General features: G+C 62.9%; 13 protein-coding genes. 12 read left to right on the top strand and 1 reads right to left on the bottom strand.

Features of this window, described 5'->3' with window-relative positions; all coding sequences use genetic code 11:
- Nucleotides 1–2: 2 nt before the first annotated feature.
- On the bottom strand, nt 3–5,930 hold the full coding sequence (locus PSFL_RS18625) for a DUF4329 domain-containing protein (protein ID WP_397470360.1): 5,928 nt from the start codon (nt 5,928–5,930) through the stop codon (nt 3–5).
- Nucleotides 5,931–6,231: 301 nt separating this feature from the next.
- Here PSFL_RS18625 and urtA point away from each other — a divergent pair, with 301 nt between their 5' ends.
- From urtA to PSFL_RS18565, 12 genes are all read left to right on the top strand, one after another.
- Nucleotides 6,232–7,497 carry an urea ABC transporter substrate-binding protein gene (gene urtA, locus PSFL_RS18620; protein WP_057437515.1) on the top strand — a complete coding sequence of 422 codons (1,266 nt, stop codon included), beginning with the start codon at nt 6,232–6,234 and terminating at the stop codon, nt 7,495–7,497.
- An 84-nt stretch (nt 7,498–7,581) separates the two neighbouring features.
- Nucleotides 7,582–9,084 (top strand): urea ABC transporter permease subunit UrtB, encoded by a 1,503-nt coding sequence (gene urtB / locus PSFL_RS18615; RefSeq protein ID WP_128593127.1) that lies wholly within the window; start codon nt 7,582–7,584, stop codon nt 9,082–9,084.
- The gene (gene urtC, locus PSFL_RS18610) at nt 9,084–10,163 is read left to right on the top strand and encodes an urea ABC transporter permease subunit UrtC (protein ID WP_057437513.1); all 1,080 of its coding nucleotides are present in this window, start codon (nt 9,084–9,086) and stop codon (nt 10,161–10,163) included. Before urtB ends, urtC begins: the two co-directional genes overlap by 1 nt.
- Nucleotides 10,160–11,020 (top strand): urea ABC transporter ATP-binding protein UrtD, encoded by an 861-nt coding sequence (gene urtD / locus PSFL_RS18605; protein ID WP_397470359.1) that lies wholly within the window; start codon nt 10,160–10,162, stop codon nt 11,018–11,020. The genes urtC and urtD overlap by 4 nt, the downstream gene beginning before the upstream one ends.
- A gap of 181 nt (nt 11,021–11,201) precedes the next feature.
- Nucleotides 11,202–11,900, top strand: coding sequence for an urea ABC transporter ATP-binding subunit UrtE (gene urtE, locus PSFL_RS18600; RefSeq protein WP_057437509.1), 699 nt, complete (start codon nt 11,202–11,204; stop codon nt 11,898–11,900).
- Nucleotides 11,901–11,931: 31 nt separating this feature from the next.
- Nucleotides 11,932–12,771: an urease accessory protein UreD gene (locus tag PSFL_RS18595; RefSeq protein ID WP_057444483.1), complete on the top strand. Its 840-nt coding sequence runs from the start codon at nt 11,932–11,934 to the stop codon at nt 12,769–12,771.
- A gap of 86 nt (nt 12,772–12,857) precedes the next feature.
- Entirely contained in the window at nt 12,858–13,160 is a 303-nt protein-coding gene (locus PSFL_RS18590; RefSeq protein WP_032862374.1) for an urease subunit gamma, read from the top strand.
- A gap of 9 nt (nt 13,161–13,169) precedes the next feature.
- Nucleotides 13,170–13,700: a GNAT family N-acetyltransferase gene (locus PSFL_RS18585; RefSeq protein WP_115127280.1), complete on the top strand. Its 531-nt coding sequence runs from the start codon at nt 13,170–13,172 to the stop codon at nt 13,698–13,700.
- A 5-nt stretch (nt 13,701–13,705) separates the two neighbouring features.
- Nucleotides 13,706–14,239, top strand: a complete 534-nt coding sequence (locus PSFL_RS18580) for a GNAT family N-acetyltransferase (RefSeq protein ID WP_057437504.1) — start codon at nt 13,706–13,708, stop codon at nt 14,237–14,239.
- The gene (locus tag PSFL_RS18575) at nt 14,236–14,544 is read left to right on the top strand and encodes an urease subunit beta (protein ID WP_057958190.1); all 309 of its coding nucleotides are present in this window, start codon (nt 14,236–14,238) and stop codon (nt 14,542–14,544) included. The genes PSFL_RS18580 and PSFL_RS18575 overlap by 4 nt, the downstream gene beginning before the upstream one ends.
- Nucleotides 14,545–14,685: 141 nt before the next feature.
- A complete protein-coding gene (gene ureC, locus PSFL_RS18570; RefSeq protein WP_115127279.1) occupies nt 14,686–16,386 on the top strand; it encodes an urease subunit alpha in 1,701 nt (566 codons plus the stop codon).
- A gap of 100 nt (nt 16,387–16,486) precedes the next feature.
- Nucleotides 16,487–17,611 carry a sensor histidine kinase KdpD gene (locus PSFL_RS18565; RefSeq protein ID WP_057958188.1) on the top strand — a complete coding sequence of 375 codons (1,125 nt, stop codon included), beginning with the start codon at nt 16,487–16,489 and terminating at the stop codon, nt 17,609–17,611.
- The last annotated feature ends 211 nt before the right edge of the window (nt 17,612–17,822 follow it).

The raw sequence follows: 17,822 nt of genomic DNA, 5'->3' as shown, positions 1-17,822 counted from the left end.
CCTTACAACTCATCGCGGTCGCGTATCCTCAACGCTTCATCCATCTGGATTTCTTCGGTTTGCGTGTCGTCGCGGGTATCGACCTGAGCGTCTGACAGGCGTCCCTCGTACCGCCATAACGCATCCCGCTCCAGTACAAAAAGCTCGCCGCTACTGGTCACGCGTTTCAAAAAGACACTGGGCTGAAGGCCGGTGCCCAACACCATGACTTCCTCTTCCATCCTGGAAAAACTCGGGATGTATTTGAGGAGCGCCCCTTCGCGAACCGACAGATAAACGCTGGCTGGCCGTTGCGCATGGGCACGTACCACGCGCAGATAGAATCCGAGGAGGGTCGGGCCGACAAAGTTATTGATCAGCCTCTGTTCCTTGGGATCACTGCTTTGAGTAGACGGCATGCTTTTATAGACAAGCTGGGCAGCGACCACTTCATAGCGCGACGGGAACACGGGTAACGGCACCGGGCGGCCCACCGGCTGTACCAGAGGTTGTACCGGCCCGTCGGGCCCCGTGTAGAAAAGTGCCAGTTGCTGCGCCGTATCGAGCCCGGCCGCCAATGGTTGCGTGCCGACAAACGAGGTGCGCGTGGGGTTGCCCAATACGGCGGCCAGGTACTCCCGCCCCCGATACGGCGCGAGCCTGCGGTGGATGGAGCGCGCTGCATCGTCGGCAAGGGAAAACAGCGGGCCACAGGCCTGCCAGGTTGCAAAAAAGCCTTCCCCCGTACCGGGTCGCCAATCGGCGGCGACCCGCACGGTGCCGGACCAGACCCGGCCCTCGATCAATATATCCAGATTGCCTCGGGCAATCAGGCTGCGCACGTAGTCGAGCATGCGGGCGCCCCCCTGCAGTAGCTGCAAACGCAGGGTCTGTAGCGTGCTCAGGGTGTCCAGTTGCTCATCAGTGCCAAGGTACTGATACCTGAGCAGCGCGCCGTCCAGGCACGACAGGTAAAACGTTAGTTTTTTGTCCTTGAGCCCGTGAATGGAGAAGCGTATCCCCGTATCAATATCCGAGGGCAGAAAGAACGCCTGATGCAACGGGTCATCCTCCGCGGTCAGAACCTCCCGGGTAGCACAGAGGTAGAAACCTTCGAGCGTATAGCCCTGGGGAAACAGGCCCTGGGGGAAAACCTGGTTGTAGTCGCGATAGCTCTGGCGCACCAGCGGCAGACTGACCATGTAATGCCCCGATCTGTGCGACTTGAAGATGTAGCCGAACTGCAGGCTTTCGCCGTGCCTGCAGTGCTCATGGGCATAGCGCACTGCATCCTGTTCCTGAGTGAAGACCGGGCTGAACGGCGGATCGGCCAGCGAGTTCCTGATCAATAACGGCTCAGGTCGGTCGAGGTTGGCAATGAACGGGGTGCTGATCCTGCGCGGCAGGCCCCACACCTGGCTCCCCTCCACGACCCGCAATACACCAGCCAGGCCCAACCGGGACACAAACTCGACCGGGGTCAGCGTGCCATCGCGCATCTGGCGCTCGACAAGGTTATCCAACAGTTCCGCCCGTTCGAGCGTCAACGGCAGCAAGGCCTTTTTCAGCTCATCCTCCAGGACTGTATGGCTTCGGGTGTAACTGAGCACACAGCCGTCACTGCCCAATAGATACTCGCGGGTCAGACGCGTGTCCGGGGACTGCAACGATGAACTGATCACCCGGGTGGAGAGCATGTTGCGATAGACGTTTTTTTGCGTGACCTCCAGAGCAAACGGCAACTCCCGCACCGGGCTGGTGCGGTAGCGCGCGACAATCGTGTGTCCCGCCGGAAAGCCCCCGGAGGCGACCACTTCATCCGGCAGGATCCACTTGGGATCGAAATCTTCCCGAGGCACCCTCAACGGTTCGGTCGCCACGAACAGGCCGTCAGGGCGTTTGAGGATCACCCCCCCCATCCCTCCGTTATCGTGATTGCTCAGCTGCGAGCGCACATGCCGCACCGCATCATCCTGCTCCTGGAAAGCCGGCCCCAGGCGACGACGGACAAAGTTCCTGTAGGGCCGCCATAACACAGCGTTTTCGCTCACCGGGCCCCGTCGGTCCCAGCACTGGCTGCTGTACAACACCCGCAAGTCCCCGGCCTTGGCAATCAGCGAAATATAGCGGCGGGTATCCAGGGAGCCATTGCGCAGGCTCATGCCCTGGATCGTCACACCGTCCCCGCCACTACTCTGCTTGAGCAATGACGAAGCCTGGGGCTGATACCGCAGCAAGGCCCCGTCCAACGTCGAAAAATACACCGGCAGCACGGGAGTGGTGGAAGACCGCGGTAAATTCCGGGCATCCTCTTCAGCACGCAACAACACCTCGGGCGTGACAAAAAAACTCGTCAGCCAGGCCTCTGTCGTGGATAGCCCCACGGGCAGCCATTGCTGTGAATACAGCAGGCCCACCAGGACAAACCCCTTGGCGAAATCGCCACCGGCCAGATACCCGGCGCCTCGGGTGGAATCACTCAACCAACGCCCGTCCGGCTTGACCGGCAACAGTTCACTGACCACGAATTCATCGCGTTGCGGGTGTTTGAGGATGTAGGCCGCCCCTCCCTGGGCATCCAGGTTCCTGCCGTACCAGCGAACGTGGGCGTTGAGTGCCGCCGCGTCCTGGCTGTTGAAAATCGCACCAAACGCCGGGGCTTGCAGAGCCACTTCGGCGTACTCGAAGTTGGGCGTCCAGTCGTTGTAGACCTTGCCACGCGGCCCCCACAACTGGCTGCGAATCAGCACCTGCAGATTGCCCGCCTCCGCCAGGCGGCTGACAATGTCCACGGGCTTGAGCTTGCCGCTTTCCAACCGTTCGAAATACCCATGCTGGCCCGGCTCGCGGGTGGTGTTGTTCAGCACCAGCAATTCATTGGCCGAGCCACTGGGGGTGTAGCCGATCAGGTTGTTCGGCGACCCGCTCAGATAGGCCGGCTGCCGGGATTCGATCACCGAGCGGATCTCCCTGTCCGAGAACATCGTGATATTCACCTCCAGGTCGGCAGGGGTCCAGCCAAGACGCCGCTGGCGCCCCAGGTCACTCAAGGACAAAGCCGCATGGGAGGCGTAGCGGGCATGAATTTCATAACCCGCCGGGGGCACCAGCAAGCCACTGCCCTGTGTCGGCAGCAGCAGGTCGGAGGCAAAGCCGTCACCGTGGATGCTCACCGGATCAGTGAACACAAACCGCCCGTCGGTCTTCTTGAGGAGGTAGCCACCCAGAGCGGTCCCACGGCGAAAGCCGATCTTCTCGTGGGCATGGCGTGCGGCGTCATCGGCCGTCAGGAACGAGGCACTGAGCACCATGGCGCCCGAGCCCAACGGCAGTTGCTCAAGGTCATGCAGCGGCCCCAGGACGTTCCATAACCCGCCCTGCTGAAGCACCACCAACTCCCCAGCGCGGATGACCCGGCGCACGAACTCGCGCGGGGTCAGCGAGCCATCGAGCAAGGCGGCCTGGTTGCCGTTGTCGGTGACTGCCTGGCCCGCCACGCTGAACAGTTCGTTGGCGGCCTGCGCACTCGGCACCTGCCAATGCAGCAGCGCGTTGTCGGCGGTCTGCAGATACAGCTTGAACCCCAGTCCGGCGATTTGCAGGCCGAAGGTGGCGATGGCCTGAGTCATGGCGTCCACCCACAGCGCCGGGCTGGCAAAGCGCTTGTACAACCAGGCTTCGCTGGCCGGCAATTGCCCGGGCTCGAAGCGCGGTGCGTTCCGGTAGACGCCGACCACCCGATAGTTAGAGAGCAGTTTCGGCTGACCGTCGGCGCGGGTCGGGAACAGGCTTGCCAGGGTCGAGCCCGCCGCCACCGGTAACGTCGCGACATACGACGAGCGGGTCTGATGCTTGAGGACAAACCCCTGGTATGCAGCAGGCGGCAGCGAGTCGAGATTATTCAGGGCGATCAGCGCCGCCACATGCCCCATGCCGGCGACCGGTGTAAAGAACGGCTGTTCCTGCACACTGCCGGCGGGGGCGACCGGGTGGCCGAGACGCCAGCCTCTGGATATCCGACCGCGAGCACCGCCCCAGACACGATTGGGCAATACCACCCGCAGGTCTCCAACATCCGCAAAGCCCCAGATGGCCCCTTCAAAGTCAGTGAACGGCTCGATCTCCAGCTCGCCGGTCAGTTGCTTGAGCAGCTTCTGCTCCGCTGCCGAGCCGCTGCTCATGTACTTGAGCAAAGAGCCCTCCGGCCCCGAGAGATAGTGGGCCGGGGCGAACTCGCAGTTACCGATGATAAACGCCTGGTCGGCCGACGAGAAAAAGCTGATAAACACCCTGACCTGGTCGGCGGAAAACTGTTCGTGCAGCTGTTGTTCCCCAGCGGAGCCTGCCGGATGCGAATGGTAGAAGGCGTGGCAGTCATAGGGCGACGGTGCAATGAAGTAGTCATGCTCGTCGGTGGCCATCATGGTGCGGAAATCAAACTGAATGGACGCACCGGCCACCGGCTCAGTGGCGAAATAACGCCCGCCCTGTTTCAGTACCGCGCCGCCATACTCCTTGTCACGCCGCTCGCCGATCCGATTGTGGGCCCAGCGGGCAGCATCGTCGGCCGTGGCAAAAGGCGGGCTCAAGACGGGCTTGGGAATCAATGAACAAGCACGCCAGTGCCCATCGACCGGGCCAACCTTGTCCCAGATCTTCCCTGCCCGGATCACCGCCAAATGCCCGGCTGCTGCCACGCGCAGCACAAAATCCCGCGGCCGCAACGTGCCGGCAAGCAGCGCCGAATCAATCTGGTTATCCACCACCCGCCCGCTGGGCGCGACGCGAAAAAGCTCCGTCTCAGCCGCCGAAAACCCACAGGTGTATCGCAACAACGCGCCATCGTTGAGGTTGCGATAGAACCACAGCTGGCGCCCCGGCCCCAGTAAATCCGTGGCCTGGTGCCCCTGATAAAGCTGGGTCGCCAGCTCAAGCGGAGTAAAGAAGTTACGGTACAGCCAGGGTTCCAGGGCGGCGAGCCGCACCGGCGTCGGGGTTTTTCCCAGATAGACCCCGACCCAATGAAAATGGTCGTGCACCACGCGCTTGCCATCCGGGGTGCGCGGGAAGAGCTGTTGAACCGACAGCGCCGGTGCGCCATCGGCCTGGGGTTCACTCAGCACATAGTCTTCTTTGTCGACGTGCTTGAGGATAAACACCGGCCGTGTCCGCTGGGGGCTGCGCGCCTGCAGCACCGCCAACGCAGCCGTCAGTCCCGCCTGGACAGGCCCGCAGGCAGGCAGGTCGTAGGTGTGTGAGGCAAAGGGTGAATACGCCTGCCACTGCTTGGGAACGGTGCCCACCGAACCGCCCCACAAGGGACTGGACACCACAAAGGACAGTTGGCTGACACTGAGCACCTTCTTGATAAGGCTTTCCGGTTTGTTGTCGGGGATCCCGTCCTCATGATTGAAGTGCAGCTTTTGATCAAGCCAGACCCCGAAACGGCGCTCCTCTTCCGAGCCGCTGGTGACATGCTTGAGCAACGCGCCGTCGGGAGCGGACAGATAGGACGCAGAGAAAAAACCGCGCTCCAGAATATTGATGGCCAGATCAATGTCCGAAAAAAAGCCGTTCAGCGCCCGGACCTGACGATCGGAAAACTGCGGATTATTGGCTTCGAACTCATCGAACAGATCGGGGTGAGAGTGGTAGTCGGCCACACACCGATAGCCTTCCGGGGCCAGGTACTGCCCATTGCTGTCGACTTTCAGTACCTTCCAGTGATCGAAACTATTGCGCTCCCCGGCGATGGGCTCGGTGGAATGAAAGTAACCATCCGCCAGGCTCTCCAGAATCACTCCGCCGTACTCCACATCCCGCCGCCGACCAATCTGCTGATGAGCATAACGAGCCGCATCATCCATGCTGGCAAAGGCCGGCCCCACTGGCGGCAGCACCGCATCTGACTGCAAACCGCCCCCGAACCAGCCGCGTTTAGGTCGCTCCATGACATCCCCTCCAATTGGATAATCGCTGTGGCCAGACGCTGGCCACACAACCAGCCAAATAATCACCGCTGCGGCCAGGCAGGGGGCGCTAGATAGTTATCTGCCGCCGCGCCCTGCCCTATTCGGGCGCGCGTCACGCACCAGCATGCAAAACAGGCCCTCACTTGGTGCAGCGTGCCTTGCCCACCCAGTCGATAGCCCCTGCAACCGCGCGGTGCAGGCACTAGGCACAGCCTTTGCAAACGCTCCAGCAATGCCCCTATCTGCCCTCATGAAAATAATCAGTTCTGGAGATCGCACCATGAAGCGTCGCAGCTTGATCAAGGCTTTCACTCTGTCGGCATCCATTGCCGCCATGGGCCTGACCTGGACCGTCCAGGCCGCCGAGACCATCAAGGTCGGCATCCTGCATTCGCTGTCCGGGACCATGGCCATTTCCGAAACGTCCCTCAAGGACATGGCGCTGATGACCATCGACGAGATCAACGCCAAGGGCGGAGTGAACGGCAAGATGCTCGAAGCGGTGGTGGTCGACCCGGCCTCCAACTGGCCGCTGTTCGCCGAGAAGGGCCGACAGTTGCTGACCCAGGACAAGGTCGCGGTGGTGTTCGGCTGCTGGACCTCGGTGTCGCGTAAATCGGTGCTGCCGGTGTTCGAAGAACTCAACGGCCTGCTGTTCTACCCGGTGCAATACGAAGGCGAAGAGATGTCGCCCAACGTGTTCTACACCGGCGCCGCGCCGAACCAGCAGGCGATCCCGGCGGTGGAATACCTGATGAGCGAAGAAGGCGGCAGCGCCAAGCGTTTCTTCCTGCTGGGCACCGACTACGTGTACCCGCGCACCACCAACAAGATCCTGCGTGCGTTCCTGCATTCCAAAGGCGTGGCCGACAAGGACATCGAAGAGGTCTACACCCCGTTCGGCCATAGCGATTACCAGACCATCGTGGCCAACATCAAAAAGTTCTCGGCGGGCGGCAAGACCGCCGTGGTCTCCACGGTCAATGGCGACTCCAACGTGCCGTTCTACAAGGAACTGGCCAACCAGGGCCTGAAGGCCACCGAGGTGCCGGTGGTGGCGTTCTCGGTGGGCGAAGAAGAACTGCGCGGCATCGACACCAAGCCGCTGGTGGGCAACCTGGCGGCGTGGAACTACTTCCAGTCGGTAGAAAACCCGGTCAACGCCAAGTTCGTCGCCGACTGGAAAGCCTACGCCAAGAAACACAACCTGCCGGGCGCCGATAAAGCGGTGACCAACGACCCGATGGAAGCCACCTACGTCGGCATCCATATGTGGGCGCAGGCCGCTGAGAAAGCCAAGTCCACCGACGTCGACAAGGTGCGCGAAGCCCTGGCCGGCCAGACTTTTGCGGCACCGTCGGGCTACACCCTGACCATGGACAAGACCAACCACCACCTGCATAAGCCGGTGATGATTGGCGAGATCCAGTCCGACGGCCAGTTCTCGGTGGTGTGGCAGACCGAAGGGCCGATCCGTGCCCAGCCGTGGAGCCCGTACATCCCTGGCAATGACAAGAAGCCGGATCACGCGGTGAAGAGCAACTAAACCGCACCACAGATCAAATGTGGGAGCAGGTCGAATCGCCGCTCCCACATAAACCTAGTCCGCGCATGACCAGGACATTTGTTTATGCCCACTGCCCTCCACCGCTTCCTCCTGGCCTGCCTGCTGTTGCTGCCCCTGGCCGCACACGCCGGTGATGCCGAAGACTTCCTCGCCGCCAACCCGAGCCAACAAGCCAAGCTGTTGCAGGACTGGGCCGCCCAGCCTGACCCGGCGCGCATCGAGTTGGTCAACGCCCTGCAACAAGGCCAACTCACGGTCAACGGCGAACCCAAGACCGTGCGCCTGAACAACCGCCTGCGCGGCCTGATCGATAATGTGCAGGCCAGCCAACAACTGCTCGCCGCCGATCCCACGGTGCGCCTGGCCGCTGCGCGGACCCTGCAAAAAAGCGCGCAGCCTGCGCAACTGAAATTCCTCGACCAGCAACTCGCCAGCGAAGCCGACGACGACGTCCACAGTGCCCTGAGCCTGGCCCTCGCCAACCTGCAACTGGTCGACCCCGATCCGGCCGTGCGCCTGGCTGCCGTGCGCCTGCTTGGCAGCACCGGCGACCCGCTGGCCCGCACGCGCCTGGAAGCCTTGCTGGCGCCCGGCGTGGAAACCGATGCCGGGGTGCACACCGCCGCCGAAACCAGCCTGGCCCAGGTCAAGCGCAAGTTGCTGGTGGGCGAGATCCTCGGGCAAGCCTTCAGCGGCATGTCCCTGGGTTCGATCCTGCTGCTGGCGGCCCTGGGCCTGGCGATCACCTTCGGCTTGCTCGGGGTGATCAACATGGCCCACGGCGAGATGTTGATGCTCGGTGCCTACTCCACCTACGTGGTGCAGTTGCTGATGCAGCGCTACATGCCCCAGGCAATCGAGTTCTACCCGCTGATCGCGCTGCCGGTGGCGTTTTTTGTCACCGCCGGCATCGGCATGGCCCTGGAACGCACGGTGATCCGTCACCTCTACGGCCGCCCCCTGGAAACCTTGCTCGCCACCTGGGGCATCAGCCTGATGCTGATCCAACTGGTGCGCCTGCTGTTCGGTGCACAGAACGTCGAAGTGGCCAACCCGGCCTGGCTGTCGGGCGGGATCCAGGTGCTGCCCAACCTGGTGCTGCCGTACAACCGCATCGTGATCATCGGCTTTGCGTTGTGCGTGGTGGTGCTGACCTGGCTGCTGCTGAACAAGACCCGCCTGGGCCTCAACGTGCGTGCCGTGACCCAGAACCGCAACATGGCCGCCTGCTGCGGCGTGCCCACCGGGCGTGTGGACATGCTCGCCTTTGGCCTCGGCTCGGGTATCGCCGGCTTAGGTGGCGTGGCCCTGAGCCAGATCGGCAACGTCGGCCCAGACCTGGGCCAGAGCTACATCATCGACTCGTTCCTGGTGGTGGTGCTCGGCGGGGTCGGCCAGTTGGCCGGCAGCGTCATGGCCGCCTTTGGCCTGGGGATCGCCAACAAGATTCTCGAACCGCAGATCGGTGCCGTACTCGGCAAGATCCTGATCCTCGCGCTGATCATTCTGTTTATCCAGAAACGCCCGCAAGGACTCTTCGCACTGAAAGGACGGGTGATCGACTGATGAACCAGCCATTGATGCTTACAGCCGCGCAAAAGGCCGGCCCCAAGGTAACGATCGCGGTGGGTGTGGTGATCCTCGCCGTGCTGCTGGCGTTGCCGCTGCTGTCGCTGCTGCCTGCCGATAACGCATTGCATGTCTCGGCCTACACCCTGACGCTGGTGGGCAAGATCCTCTGCTACGCCATCGTCGCCCTGGCCCTGGACCTGGTGTGGGGCTACGCCGGTATGTTGTCCCTGGGGCACGGCCTGTTTTTTGCCCTAGGCGGTTATGCCATGGGCATGTACCTGATGCGCCAAGCCGCCGGCAGCGAGTTGCCGGCGTTCATGACCTTCCTGTCGTGGACCGAACTGCCGTGGTATTGGCTCGGCACCCAGCACTTCCTCTGGGCCCTGTGCCTGGTGGTGTTGGCCCCGGGTTTGCTGGCGCTGGTGTTCGGCTTTTTCGCCTTTCGCTCGCGGATCAAGGGCGTGTATTTCTCGATCATGACCCAGGCCCTGACCTTTGCCGGGATGCTGTTGTTTTTCCGCAACGAGACCGGCTTTGGCGGCAATAACGGCTTTACCAACTTCCGCAGCATCCTGGGCTTCGGTATCACCGAGCCCGGTACCCGTGCGGTGCTGTTCCTGGCCACGGTGCTGCTGTTGGTGGGCAGCCTGTTTATCGGCTGGCGCCTGGCCCGGAGCAAGTTCGGGCGGGTGCTGACGGCCCTGCGCGACGCGGAAAACCGTCTGATGTTCTGCGGCTATGACCCGCGTGGCTTCAAGCTGTTTGTGTGGGTGTTGAGCGCGGTGCTGTGCGGCCTCGCCGGGGCGCTGTACGTGCCGCAAGTGGGCATCATCAACCCCAGTGAAATGTCGCCGACCAACTCCATCGAAGCCGCCGTATGGGTGGCCCTGGGCGGGCGCGGCACACTGATCGGCCCACTGCTGGGTGCCGGCGTGGTCAACGGCATGAAGAGCTGGTTCACCGTGGCCTTCCCGGAGTACTGGCTGTTCTTCCTGGGGGCACTGTTCATTATCGTCACCCTGTACCTGCCCAAGGGCATCATCGGCCTGCTGAAGAAAAGGGGCGAACAATGAGAGTCACGGCAACCGACCAGTTCATGGTCGAACCGATCATCGAACCGAACCGCGACCAGGGCACCAGCCGCGACGCCATCGGTCTCGGCCAGGCCGCCGGCAAGGGCCTCAATACCCGCCATGGCACGATCCTGACCCTGGAAGATATCAGCGTCAGCTTCGATGGTTTCAAGGCCCTCAACGACTTGAACCTGTACATCGGCGTCGGCGAATTGCGCTGCATCATCGGCCCCAACGGCGCGGGCAAGACCACGCTGATGGACGTGATCACCGGCAAGACCCGCCCCAGCCACGGCAAGGCGTGGTTCGGTGAAACCCTGGACCTGACGCGCATGAGCGAAGTGCAGATCGCCCAGGCCGGTATCGGCCGCAAGTTCCAGAAGCCCACGGTGTTCGAGGCCCTGAGCGTGTTCGAGAACCTGGAGCTGGCACAGAAGACCGACAAATCGGTGTGGGCCAGCCTGCGCGCGCGTCTGAGCGGTGAACAGAAAGACCGCATTGAGGAGGTGCTCGACACTATTCGCCTGACCACGTCGGTACAGCGCCCGGCCGGCTTGCTGTCCCACGGCCAGAAGCAGTTCCTGGAAATCGGCATGCTGCTGATGCAAGACCCGCAACTGTTGCTGCTCGACGAGCCGGTGGCCGGCATGACCGACGCCGAGACCGAGTTCACCGCCGAACTGTTCAAGCGCCTGGCGGGCAAGCATTCGCTGATGGTGGTGGAGCACGACATGGGCTTTGTCGGCTCGATTGCCGACCATGTGACGGTGCTGCACCAGGGCAGCGTGCTGGCCGAAGGGTCGCTGGAGCAGGTGCAGGAAAACGAGCGGGTGATCGAGGTATACCTCGGTCGTTGAGCCAGACACAGACCGCTTACTGTGGGAACCAAATCAAATGTGGGAGCTGCCTTGTCGGATCGCCGCATCGCTGCGATCCAGACAACTCGGTATGTCTGATGGACCGAGGTGATGCCATCGCAGGCAAGCCAGCTCCCACAGTTGATCCGGTTCCTACCAGGGATTTGAGGAGAGTTTGAACATGTTGCAAGTCGACAAGCTGCACCAGTACTACGGCGGCAGCCACATCCTGCGCGGCCTTTCGTTCGACGTGAAAGTCGGTGAAGTCACCTGCCTGCTCGGCCGTAACGGCGTGGGCAAGACCACCCTGCTCAAATGCCTGATGGGCCTGCTGCCCGCCAAGGAAGGTGCGGTGAACTGGGAAGGCAAGGCCATCACCGGCTTTAAGCCGCACCAGCGGGTACACGCCGGCATCGCCTACGTGCCCCAGGGCCGCGAGATTTTCGGCCGGCTGACGGTGGAAGAAAACCTGCTGATGGGCCTGTCGCGTTTTCCCGGCAGCGAAGCCAGGGAAGTCCCGGCGTTTATCTACGAGCTGTTCCCCGTGCTGCTGCAAATGAAGCACCGGCGCGGTGGCGACCTGTCCGGTGGGCAACAGCAACAACTGGCCATCGGGCGCGCCCTGGCCAGCCGTCCGCGCCTGTTGATCCTCGATGAGCCCACCGAAGGTATCCAGCCGTCGGTGATCAAGGAGATCGGCGCGGTGATCAAGAAGCTCGCCGAGCGCGGCGACATGGCGATTTTGCTGGTGGAACAGTTCTACGATTTTGCCGCCGAACTGGCCGATCAATACCTGGTGATGTCCCGGGGTGAGATCGTCCAGCAGGGCCGTGGTGAAAATATGGAGGCCGACGGTGTACGCGGCCTGGTTACCATCTAATCTGTAGCGTCCCGTTGATTAAGCCCTGACCATGACCGTTCCTGCCCCCACCGCCCTGTTCACCCCCAGCTGGCACGCCGCGCTGGAGTTGGGCTATGCACGCTTCGGCGCCAGCACACGCCCGGTGATGCGCCGCCACCTGGGCCCGCTGCGGGTGCAAAAGCACCTGTACGCCGAAGGCCCCGAGGTGTGCCAGCACATCATCGTGCACCCGCCGGGCGGGATTGCCGGAGGGGATCGCCTGGAGATCACCGCCCACCTGGCTGAGGGCGCGTGGGCGCAATTGACCAGCCCCGGCGCTGCCAAGTGGTACCGCGCCAGCGGGCCGGCCTATCAGCAGGTGGCTTTGACGGTCGAGGCCGGCGCCACCCTGGAGTGGCTGCCCCAGGAAACCATCGTGTTCAGTGCGGCCCAGGCCGAACTCAGCACCCGCATCGACCTGCACGGCGACGCCCGGCTGTTGTACTGGGATGTGGTGGCGCTGGGGCGCCCGGCCAGTGGCGAGCGTTTCGAGCGCGGGCACTTCCAGTCGCACCTGGACATCCGCCGCGACGGCCAGTTGCTCTGGCATGAGCGCCAGCGCATCGTCGGCGACGACGGCCTACTCGACTCGCCGATCGGCCTGGATGGCCAGCCGGTGTTTGCCACCTTGCTGGTGACCGGTGAAATCGACAGTGAACTGCTGGAACAGTGTCGCGCCCTGCCCCATGCAGTACGCGGCGACCTGACCCAGTTGCCGGGCTTGCTGGTGGCGCGCTGCCTGGCCAGCGAGACCCTGCTGGCGCGGGCGTGGTTGATTGATTTATGGCGACTGTTGCGCCCGGCACTGCTGGGGCGTGAGGCTGTACCCCCAAGAATTTGGAACACATGAAGGTGGAACCGGGCTTGTGTGGGAGCGGGTTCCCACAATGAATCTTCGGTGTTTTTTAGAATGCTTTTTATGACGGACTGCTGACCATGGACCTGACCCCAAGGGAAAAAGACAAACTGCTGATCTTCACCGCAGGCCTGGTGGCCGAGCGTCGCCTGGCGCGCGGGGTGAAGCTCAATTACCCGGAAACCATCGCCTATATCTCCGCCGCCCTGCTTGAAGGCGCGCGCGACGGGCGCACCGTGGCCGACCTGATGCACTTTGGCACCACCCTGCTCAGTCGCGAGCAAGTGATGGAAGGCATCCCGGAGATGATCCCGGATATCCAGGTTGAAGCCACTTTCCCGGACGGCACCAAACTGGTGACCGTCCACCAACCCATCGCCTGAGGCCCGGCCATGTCCTTGCTGATTCGTGACGCGGTACACGGCGACCTGCCGGCCATCTGCGATATCTACAACGATGCCGTGCTCAACAGCACCGCCATCTGGAACGACCAACCCGTGGACCTGGGCAATCGCCAGGCCTGGTTCAGTGCGCGCCAGGCGCAGTGCTATCCGATTCTGGTGGCGGTGGAAGCCGAGGAGGTGGTCGGCTATGCCTCGTTCGGCGATTGGCGGCCCTTCGACGGTTTTCGCCACACCGTCGAACATTCGGTGTACGTGCGCAACGACCAACGCGGCAAAGGCCTTGGCCCCTTGCTGATGCAGGCACTGATCGAACGCGCCAGGGCCTGCGACAAACACGTGATGGTCGCCGCCATCGAAAGCGGCAACCAGGCCTCGATCCGCCTGCATGAGCGCCTGGGCTTCAGTGTCACCGGGCAGATGGCCCAGGTAGGCACCAAGTTTGGCCGCTGGCTGGACCTGACCTTTATGCAACTGCTGCTCAACCCCGGCGCCCAGCCGCCGGCGGTTCACAAGGAGTAATAGCGATGAACGCTGCCCAACTGCGTCGAGTGAATGCCGAAAGTTTTGCCCATTACCGCCAGGGCTTGATTGAGTTGTTGCTGGACGCCGTGCAGCACGGCGCATCGGTAGGCTTCATGGCCGACCTCGACGCGGCCCAGGCGCGCAGCTACTTCGATGGCGTACAAGCCGGCGTCGAGGACGCCAGCGTGTTGCTGTGGGTGGTGGTGCGTAATGAGCAAGTCCTGGCCAGCGTGCAACTGGCGCTGTGCCAGAAAGCCAATGGCCTCAACCGTGCCGAGGTGCAGAAACTATTGGTGCGCAATGACGCCCGGCGCCACGGCCTCGGCCAGCAATTGATGAGCGCCCTGGAGCTGTGCGCGCGCCAGCACAAGCGCGGCCTGCTGTACCTGGACACCGAAGCTGGCTCCCCCGCCGAAGCCTTCTACCAGGCCCTGCGCTACACCAAAATCGGCGAGCTGCCGGACTACTGCCAAAGCCCGGACGGGCGCTACAGCCCGACCGCCATCTACTACAAGACCCTGGGGCAACCTGCATGATTCCTGGCCAATTCCAGATCCAGCCTGGCGACATCGAATTGAATGTGGGCCGGCGCACATTGAGCCTGAGCGTGGCCAACAGTGGCGACCGGCCGATCCAGGTCGGCTCCCATTACCATTTTTTCGAGACCAACGACGCGCTGACCTTTGACCGCGCCCTCAGCCGCGGCATGCGCCTGAACATCCCGGCGGGCACGGCGGTGCGCTTTGAACCGGGGCAGAGTCGCGAGGTGGAGTTGGTGGAGCTGGCAGGGTTGCGCCGGGTGTTTGGCTTTGCCGGACGGATCATGGGCGACCTCGACTGACTGATCGTTCCCACGCTCCGCGTGGGAACGCCGCCTGGGACGCTCCGCGTCCCGCTCTTAACGTCGTGACGCAGAGCGTCAGCGGATGCATCCCCACGCAGAGCGTGGGAACGATCAACACAAATTTTTCAGGACACCCCAATGAAAATCAGCCGCCAAGCCTACGCCGACATGTTCGGCCCCACCGTCGGCGACAAGGTCCGCCTGGCCGATACCGAGCTGTGGATCGAAGTCGAACAGGACTTCACCACCTACGGCGAAGAAGTGAAGTTCGGCGGCGGCAAGGTCATCCGGGACGGCCAGGGCCAGAGCCAACTGCTGGCCGCCGAGGTGGTCGACACAGTGATCACCAACGCGCTGATCATCGACCACTGGGGCATCGTCAAGGCCGATGTCGGCCTGAAAAATGGCCGCATCGCCGGGATCGGCAAGGCCGGCAACCCGGATATCCAACCCGGCGTGACCCTGGCCATCGGCGCCAGCACGGAAGTGATTGCCGGCGAAGGCATGATCCTCACCGCCGGCGGCATCGACACCCATGTGCACTTCATTTGCCCGCAGCAGATCGAAGAGGCGCTGACCAGTGGCGTCACCACCATGATCGGCGGCGGCACGGGCCCGGCCACCGGTACCAACGCCACCACCTGCACCTCCGGCCCGTGGCACCTGGCGCGCATGCTGCAATCAGCCGACGCGTTTGCGATGAACTTGGGCTTTACCGGCAAGGGCAACGCCAGCCTGCCCGAGCCTTTGATCGAGCAGGTCAAGGCTGGGGCGATTGGCTTGAAGCTGCATGAAGACTGGGGCACCACCCCGGCCAGCATCGACAACTGCCTGAGCGTGGCCGACGAGTACGACGTGCAGGTGGCAATCCACAGTGACACGCTCAACGAGTCGGGTTTTGTCGAAACCACCCTCGCCGCCCTCAAGGGCCGCACCATCCACACCTATCACACCGAGGGTGCCGGCGGCGGGCATGCGCCGGATATCATCAAGGCCTGCGGCTTTCCTAACGTGCTGCCCAGCTCCACCAACCCGACCCGGCCGTTCACCCGCAATACCATCGACGAACACCTGGACATGCTGATGGTCTGCCATCACCTCGACCCAAGCATTGCCGAGGACGTGGCCTTCGCCGAAAGCCGCATTCGCCGCGAGACCATCGCCGCCGAAGATATCCTGCATGACCTCGGCGCCTTTTCGATGATCAGCTCCGACAGCCAGGCCATGGGCCGCGTAGGCGAAGTGATCATGCGCACCTGGCAAACCGCCGACAAGATGAAGAAACAGCGCGGGCCGCTGCCCGGCGACGGCGAGGGCAATGACAACTTCCGCGCCAAGCGCTATATCGCCAAGTACACCATCAACCCGGCGATCACCCACGGTATCAGCCATGAAGTGGGCTCCATCGAAGTCGGCAAATGGGCCGACCTGGTGTTGTGGCGCCCGGCGTTCTTCGGCATCAAGCCCACTTTGATCCTCAAGGGCGGGGCAATTGCGTCCAGCCTGATGGGCGATATCAACGGCTCGATCCCCACCCCGCAGCCGGTGCACTACCGCCCGATGTTCGCCAGCTTCGGCAGCTCGCTGCACGCCACCAGCCTGACGTTTATCAGCCAGGCGGCGCTGGCCGAGGGCCTGCCGCAGGCGTTGGGCCTGAAGAAGCAGATCGCCGTGGTCAAGGGGTGCCGCCAGGTGCAGAAGACCGACCTGATCCACAACGACTACCTGCCAGACATCGACGTAGACCCGCAGACCTACCAGGTCAAGGCCGATGGCGAACTGTTGTGGTGCGAGCCGGCGGACGTGCTGCCGATGGCCCAGCGTTACTTCCTGTTCTGACCGTTCATCGGCAGATACCCGCCGTGCCAGTGAAGCGAAGAGGTGTAAGGCGCTACGATGCGCCACGCTTCTTCACTGTCTTGCACTTGGGAACCTGGCTATGCGCCTATCCGAATTCATCGTGTTACATGCCGACCGGATCGTCGATGAATGGGAACAGTTTGCCGAAACCTTGACCCCGGCCGCCGAAACCCTGAACCGCACGCAACTGCGCGACCACGCGCACTCCATCCTGCTGGCCGCTGCGCGGGACATGAACACCCGCCAGAGCGCCAGCGAACAGGCGGCCAAGGCCAAGGGCGAAGGCCTGGAAAAAACCCCGAGCCTGGACGAAGCCGCCGCCAGCCATGGCGAGCTGCGCCATACCGTTGGCTTTGACCTGGTACAGATGACCTCCGAGTTCCGCCACCTGCGCGCTTGCGTGATCCGCCTGTGGGTCAATCACCTGGAATCGCCAGAGCTGACCTATTTCCAAGACATGATCCGCTTCAACGAAGCCATCGACGAAGCCCTGGCCGAATCCACGGCGGCCTACGCCGAGCAGGTCAATCGCTCGCGGGATATCTTCCTCGCCATCCTCGGCCACGACCTGCGCGCCCCCTTGCAGGCGGTGAAGATGTCCACCGAGATGTTGTTGCGCAAAGCCCCGCTGGACAGCAAAGGCCTGAGCCTGGTGGGCAATATCCAGAATGGCGCCCGGCATATGGGAGCGATGGTCAGCGATCTCTTGGAGTTTGTGCGCAGCCGGCTGGGCAGCAGCCTGCCGATCGAGCCCAAACCGATGAACCTGGCCGATGCAGCCAGGGAGGCCATCGCCGAAGCGTGCGCAGGCCGCCCGGATTGCCAGGTTCACTTGCATACCGACGGGGACACCCAAGGGCAGTGGGATCGCGGGCGCATTGATCAACTGCTGCAGAATCTGATCGGCAATGCGTTACAACACGGGCTCAACGGCCAGGTGCCGACCCTGAGCCTCGACGGCACCGCCGACAGCGTGGAACTGCGCATGCACAACTTTGGCCCGCCGATTCCCCAGGCGGCGCTAGGTACCGTATTCGACCCGCTGGTGCGCAGCGCCACTGAAGAACTGGGCAGCAACTCGACCAGCCTTGGGCTGGGGTTGTTTATCGTCAAGGAAGTGGTGCAGGCCCACCGAGGCACGATTGAAGTGGCGTCCAGCGAGGCGGCGGGCACCACGTTTACCGTGGTACTGCCACGCCGATAGGCCACGCAAATCCTTTGTGTGTCGAGCGAGAGCGAGGCTGCGATAGCGGTGGGTCAGCCAACATCAATACTGGCAATGCCGCCGCCATCGCAGCCTCGCTGGGGCTCGACAGCTCCCACATTGGGCTTGTGTTCCTGACACAGACTGAGAGGCGCCGCCAATCCCTGTGGGAGCTGTCGAGCTTTAGCGAGGCTGCGATAGCGGTGGGTCA

The sequence above is a fragment of the Pseudomonas sp. DD1 genome, from assembly GCF_044510355.1.
GTDB classification, from domain to species: domain Bacteria; phylum Pseudomonadota; class Gammaproteobacteria; order Pseudomonadales; family Pseudomonadaceae; genus Aquipseudomonas; species Aquipseudomonas shahriarae.
This window is presented reverse-complemented; position numbering and strand designations above follow the sequence as displayed.

What these genes read in the sequence shown, in the direction of transcription:
- urtB (WP_128593127.1), top strand. Translation starts at nt 7,582, where the DNA reads ATGCCCACTGCCCTCCACCGCTTCCTCCTGGCCTGCCTGCTGTTGCTG.
- urtC (WP_057437513.1), top strand. Translation starts at nt 9,084, where the DNA reads ATGAACCAGCCATTGATGCTTACAGCCGCGCAAAAGGCCGGCCCCAAG.
- PSFL_RS18595 (WP_057444483.1), top strand. Translation starts at nt 11,932, where the DNA reads ATGACCGTTCCTGCCCCCACCGCCCTGTTCACCCCCAGCTGGCACGCC.
- PSFL_RS18580 (WP_057437504.1), top strand. Translation starts at nt 13,706, where the DNA reads ATGAACGCTGCCCAACTGCGTCGAGTGAATGCCGAAAGTTTTGCCCAT.
- PSFL_RS18590 (WP_032862374.1), top strand. Translation starts at nt 12,858, where the DNA reads ATGGACCTGACCCCAAGGGAAAAAGACAAACTGCTGATCTTCACCGCA.
- PSFL_RS18565 (WP_057958188.1), top strand. Translation starts at nt 16,487, where the DNA reads ATGCGCCTATCCGAATTCATCGTGTTACATGCCGACCGGATCGTCGAT.
- PSFL_RS18585 (WP_115127280.1), top strand. Translation starts at nt 13,170, where the DNA reads ATGTCCTTGCTGATTCGTGACGCGGTACACGGCGACCTGCCGGCCATC.
- urtA (WP_057437515.1), top strand. Translation starts at nt 6,232, where the DNA reads ATGAAGCGTCGCAGCTTGATCAAGGCTTTCACTCTGTCGGCATCCATT.
- urtD (WP_397470359.1), top strand. Translation starts at nt 10,160, where the DNA reads ATGAGAGTCACGGCAACCGACCAGTTCATGGTCGAACCGATCATCGAA.
- PSFL_RS18625 (WP_397470360.1), bottom strand. Translation starts at nt 5,930, where the DNA reads ATGGAGCGACCTAAACGCGGCTGGTTCGGGGGCGGTTTGCAGTCAGAT.
- ureC (WP_115127279.1), top strand. Translation starts at nt 14,686, where the DNA reads ATGAAAATCAGCCGCCAAGCCTACGCCGACATGTTCGGCCCCACCGTC.
- urtE (WP_057437509.1), top strand. Translation starts at nt 11,202, where the DNA reads ATGTTGCAAGTCGACAAGCTGCACCAGTACTACGGCGGCAGCCACATC.
- PSFL_RS18575 (WP_057958190.1), top strand. Translation starts at nt 14,236, where the DNA reads ATGATTCCTGGCCAATTCCAGATCCAGCCTGGCGACATCGAATTGAAT.